Origin of the sequence: Bartonella sp. AA78NXGY (assembly GCF_042197005.1) — a bacterium.
In the GTDB taxonomy this organism is placed as follows: Bacteria; Pseudomonadota; Alphaproteobacteria; order Rhizobiales; family Rhizobiaceae; genus Bartonella.
In genome coordinates, this window is sequence record NZ_JBHIRI010000048.1 from 1 (window position 1) to 2,857 (window position 2,857).

The 2,857-nt window shown below is 43.9% G+C and carries 2 protein-coding genes; both read left to right on the forward strand.

The window, feature by feature from the left end:
* The coding region (locus tag ACFINL_RS09460) for a hemagglutinin repeat-containing protein (protein ID WP_375651468.1) at positions 1-2,445 on the forward strand (2,445 nt) is incomplete at its 5' end.
* Complete coding sequence (locus ACFINL_RS09465) at positions 2,442-2,843, forward strand: hypothetical protein (RefSeq protein WP_375615477.1); 402 nt, start codon at positions 2,442-2,444, stop codon at positions 2,841-2,843. The genes ACFINL_RS09460 and ACFINL_RS09465, both read left to right, overlap by 4 nt.
* Positions 2,844-2,857 lie beyond the last annotated feature (14 nt).

Sequence of the window (2,857 nt, forward strand, 5' to 3'; positions counted from 1 at the left end):
GCACGCCAAGATGTGCAGATTACTGCTGACAATGATGTGAATTTACAAGCAGCCATTGTTTCGGCGGATCGTGATGTCAACATGGATGCCGGCAATAATATCACCCTATCAGAAAGCTATGATACCTCTAACGGCAAAGAGACACATGAAAAGTCTTTTGCTGGTGTGACAACTTCCGTTGATATCGGTGTCCTTGGCACGGTACAAGGACTAAAAGATGCCGCAGATCACATGAATAATAAGGATGGTAACAATACAGTTATTAATGGCATACTGACTGGCATGAAAATCAGTCATCTTTATAGTAAAGGCAAAACCTTTGTTAATTGGCTGACTGGCAATACGGGGGAAAAGGGGAACGTAACCAAAGGACTGAGTAGCTCATTAGGAGGATTGGGGGGCTCCACCAAGGATGCTCTTGCCAATATGGCTGGTGCATCTGGCAGTGTAACCGTGGGCTTTAAAACTGAGAAAACAGAAGCTTCTTCTCAAGTCTCCACAGCGGTGACAGATAGCATAGAAGGCGGACGCGCTGTTAACATGCATGCCCACGAAGGCAGCATTCATGGTGTTGGCGCTGATGTTATCGCTGGTACCAATCCAATCTATGTGCTGGAAAATGATGCACAGAGCGGAAAGATCACCATGGAAGCAGGTAAAGATATCATCTTTGAAAGTGCACAAAACACGCAAAGCACACAAAACAGCAGTGAAAGTTCTTCAATGAGTGTTGGCACCGGTTATGGCACGGGTGGCGCAGGGGCAACGGGTAGTGCTGCTTTTAGTCAAGGGGAAGGTTCCAGTGAGGAAGTTCAACACAAAAACAGCCATATTATAGGCACCGGCACCGTTCATACCACGAGTGGGGCAAACACCACATTGGCAGGCGCCGTGGTTTCTGGAGAGCGTGTAGAAATGGAAGTAGGGGGTGATTTTGCCATTACCAGCCGCAGTGATACGGGACAAACTTCCAGCAAGCAAAACTCTGTTTCTGTTGGGTTTGGTGCTGGACAAACGGGTGGTGGGGGCTCCATGAGCGCCTCTTTCCAAAAGGATAAATCCTCCAGCGATTATCATAGTGTTGTGGAGCAATCAGGCATCAAAGCGGGTGATGGCGGCTTTAATATCATAGTTAAAGACAAAACGACCCTAACCGGAGGTATTATTGAAAGCACAGCCTCGGCGGACAAAAACAGCCTGACCACAGGAAGCATTAGCACCAGTGATATCAGCAACAGTGCCCATGCTAAAGCCAGCAGCCATGGGTTTAGCCTTTCTGGGAATGACACGATAAAGAACATTGCCAAGAATGTTTTAAATCACGGCAAAGCCAAGGATGCAGCAGAAGGGGAAACCAAATCTGCTATCAGTGATGGGACTATCATCCTTACTGATACAACTGGACAGAGGGCGATGGGGCAAGATGCTGGACAAATCATTGGCTCTCTCAACCGCAACACCGCAGCAGCACACCAAGCAGTAGGACAGCTAGATGTCGCACCGCTTGAGGATATATTGCGTAATCGTTTAGGTATGAGAAATAAATGGGTAGATGAATGGTTTGATATATGGGATGGGGTTCGTAAAATGGCATTTTATGTTGACCATCCAGTGGGTGAGGTTGCGCATGATGAAAATGGCAATGTCCTCTATTTAACCGATGAAAATGGAGAGTATATAAAAGGCAGTGATGGAAAATATATCACTCTGTATCACTTTTTAAAGCCAGAGGAAGAAAAGCATTTACAAAAAGGCCCTAATGGTGCTGTTTATATGTTCTACAATGGCATTTTTAATTCACCAGATGAAGCAGCCGGTAATGCTGTCCAATTGGCTGTTAATAAAAATGGTCCCCTTTATTTTACATACTTTCCCCAAGCTGATGATGTGCTGGTAGAATTAGGGGTAGCATATTATCAAAAGTTTTGGGAGGGTAGCACTTGGGGATTGAGTAATTCGACCAAGAAGTTCCAAGATTTTATCTATCGTTATGGCAATGACAATGCTATTGTTAGTGGGCATAGCTGGGGTACCTTAACAATACGCAATGGAGCAAATGACTTGCAAGAACATGGTATCCACAGTGTAGCCAAGAAAACAGACTTCTATCTTGTTGGAGCGGCTGCTCACATGCAATCGATGGCCAATACAGTAGATTATCTAAGCGATGGCGAAAAAAATTATATCTACATACAAGGTCATATGTTAGACCCCATTAGTACAGTGATTGGTTACAATTGGCCTACGGCTTATGGGGTACGTTCCAAACCATATGATTCATTACATCCGTTAATTCTACCCCTCAGAGAGATGGGGGGAGCGATCATCGGCTATAATCCTAGTACCCATAATTGTTATGCTGATGCAAGTGCTAAGTGTAAAAATGATTACGGTTCATTTGATTTTATAAAATTTTATTCCACGAGAACAGGGAACAAAAAATGAAAATACGATTTAACTTATTGAGCCTGCTCATTCTATTAAGTATTACTGGATGTGATATGGACAAATCTCCTCCAGGGGAAGTATATGGGTGGATCAAGCCAGGAGCAGACTTTACCGAGGTAGGAAAAGCCTTATTAGAATGTGGCATGCCACATCTTAATTATCTTGAGGCTGAAAATCAAAAGCTCAGCAATAATGATAATGCAACAATTTATGCTTGTATGATTCAAGCAGGATTCCGTGACAGATATGGCGGTCCATCTTGGTGTGTGAATCATTGGAGGGAAAACCTTCCGATTTGTCGACCAGGCGCGGTCATTCCGAAACGAAGTGTTGAAAAGCGCTTAAACAGCCCTTTTTGTAAAAGAAGTCCAGTACAACCTGAATGCAAACCTTAAGTTTTGTTTGTGAT